The sequence below is a fragment of the Streptomyces mutomycini genome (assembly GCF_001700505.1).
Classification (GTDB): domain Bacteria; phylum Actinomycetota; class Actinomycetes; order Streptomycetales; family Streptomycetaceae; genus Streptomyces; species Streptomyces mutomycini.
This window is the reverse complement of sequence record NZ_MAPV01000284.1, coordinates 1-1,946: the sequence shown is the minus strand read 5'-3', so window position 1 is coordinate 1,946 and position 1,946 is coordinate 1. Positions and strand designations below refer to the sequence as shown.

Here is a 1,946-nt window from a genome sequence, read left to right as displayed (position 1 = left end):
GATGGTGCTGACGACATCGGCTGGACCGTGTCGGTGGACTCCACCGTCTGCCGGTCCCACCAGTACGCCGCTGGGGCCAGAAAAAAGGGGCGCCATTTCGGGCTGAGCCCGACGACCATGCGCTCGGACGTTCCCGCGGCGGCCTGAGCACGAAGGTCCATCTCGTCAGCGACGGCCACGCACGATGCTTGGCCCTCCGTTTCCGCGGGCCAGGCGGGTGACATCCTGGCCTTCGAGGTGGTCATGGCGGGCATCCGTGTTCCGCGAAGTGGACCAGGAAGACCGCGGACCCGGCCGGACGCTGTCCTGGCGGANNTCCGTGAGCATCTTCGGCGGAGAGCTATCCGTGCCGTGATCCCGCAGACCGCCGACCAGGTCGGCACCGACTGCGGCGAGGTCTGGCCATGCGAACCGACAAACTCGCCGTCGCCTACGTGGCCGCACTGCACCTGGCTGCGATTCCCATATGGACACTGCGCTGACCGAGGGCCAGCCTAGGACAGCGGCCGACCGCCAAGGCCAGTCCGTCTGACGCCGCGAGGTGAGAACGTCATCGGTGCTATCCATCCAGGGCGGACGAGGGCGATCTGGGAGGGCAGCGGTGACACCGGGTCGAGTGCCCTCCCGCGGGCCCAGTTCTCGAAAAGGCCCTCGGTCGTCTCGACCGTGGAAACCACCATGGTCACCTTCAGGTCTCCGTCGCTCCAGGTGTTCCACAGAGCCCAGCCCTCGGGCCGGGGGTCGACGCCGATCCGTGCACACACCTCCTCGTACGCCTCCTCCACTCCGGCCGGCATGGCCCCGGGCTTCAACACCGAGGCTCCGACGAGGCGGATCAGAGGCCGGTCCTCGTCGAGGCAACCGTCATCTTCGAAGTGGTAGTGGCGCAGAGCCCGAGCAAGCACGTTCACGCTGCGCTGGAGTGGTGTTGCGTCTTCCGGCTCTGCCTGAAACGAGAGCCATCCTTCGTTGGATGCCTCCACGCTGACGCGGCTGGCGAGACGCTCGATCTCCCGGAGATAGTCCCGTTCACTGAGCTCGGGTGAGGTCATGGACCGAAGTTTCGCACCATGATGCCGACGCCGACACAGGTTATCGATCAGGCATGCAGCACCATCGAACCGCGCGCTGCCAAGAGACAGGCTCCAGGTGTATCGAAAACGCTGGTTGCAGTGCTTGTCCGTGGCTGCAGGCAGCGCTAGACAAACGAGCCCGGGGTGGTGTGCGCCGTCCCTCCAGTCGAAGAGTTGAACGCGTTTAACAGGTCTGGCAGGGTATCTCTCCACGGCCGCTTCTATCAGTTGGCCGATGCGGGCTGAGGGTGGGAGGCCCTGGTGACGGGCGGAAGCAGGCTGCGGGCGTGGGGGGCGACCCTCGGTGGCTTGATGGTGGTTCTGGCTACTCTGACGGCGTGCAACCCCTATCAGTACTACGAGGGAACAGGCATCCACGACACCACGGCGGCCGAAGTCGCTGGGGGATGGGAAAACGTCGAGGGGACCCGCGTGCTGCTTCACGAAGACGGGACTGCTCTTTTCGAAAAGCTCGACGGGCAGGACTTCGACTTCGATGACGGCTGGCGCCTCTCCGGTAAGGGAACCTGGCAACTGACCGACGACGACGGCGGACAGGTCGTCCGACTCGCGCTGACAGCCCGGACCCGAGTGGAGAGCCGTTCCCCCTCGCCGGCCACTGACACCTCAAGTCCTGAACCTCCGTCGACATACGCATGGTCCTTCTACGTGGACCGCGATCAGCACGACGAGTTGAAGCTGTTCTTCTTCTACGGCGATCCCGACATCGGGAACACCTACGTGATGACGCGCGAGGCAGGGTCATAGCCATTCGTTGATCGCTGCGACCAGCAAAGTCGCCTCGAAGCAGACCGCCAGCTTGTCGTAGCGCGCGGCGGCAGCGCGGTTCCTCTTGAGGCGGTTGATCCCGCA

The 1,946-nt window shown here is 65.1% G+C and carries 2 protein-coding genes and 2 pseudogenes; 3 read left to right on the top strand and 1 reads right to left on the bottom strand.

Annotated features, from left to right (window positions below; translation table 11 throughout):
- Together BFF76_RS33415 and BFF76_RS34225 are read left to right on the top strand one after the other, a co-directional pair.
- Nucleotides 1-314: pseudogene (locus BFF76_RS33415) on the top strand (transposase family protein); the annotation flags it as partial.
- Between the two features lie 2 nt (nt 315-316).
- Nucleotides 317-482: pseudogene (locus tag BFF76_RS34225) on the top strand (IS5/IS1182 family transposase); the annotation flags it as partial.
- Nucleotides 483-494: 12 nt separating this feature from the next.
- On the opposite strand, the gene BFF76_RS29430 reads toward BFF76_RS34225, so the two are convergent.
- Nucleotides 495-1,052 (bottom strand): hypothetical protein, encoded by a 558-nt coding sequence (locus tag BFF76_RS29430; RefSeq protein ID WP_065849443.1) that lies wholly within the window; start codon nt 1,050-1,052, stop codon nt 495-497.
- A 282-nt stretch (nt 1,053-1,334) separates the two neighbouring features.
- On the opposite strand from BFF76_RS29430, the gene BFF76_RS29425 reads away from it, so the two are divergent.
- Entirely contained in the window at nt 1,335-1,841 is a 507-nt protein-coding gene (locus BFF76_RS29425) for a hypothetical protein (RefSeq protein ID WP_031101586.1), read from the top strand.
- The last annotated feature ends 105 nt before the right edge of the window (nt 1,842-1,946 follow it).

Excerpts from the sequence above, each read along its gene's own strand:
- BFF76_RS29430 (WP_065849443.1), bottom strand. The coding sequence starts at position 1,052 with ATGACCTCACCCGAGCTCAGTGAACGGGACTATCTCCGGGAGATCGAG.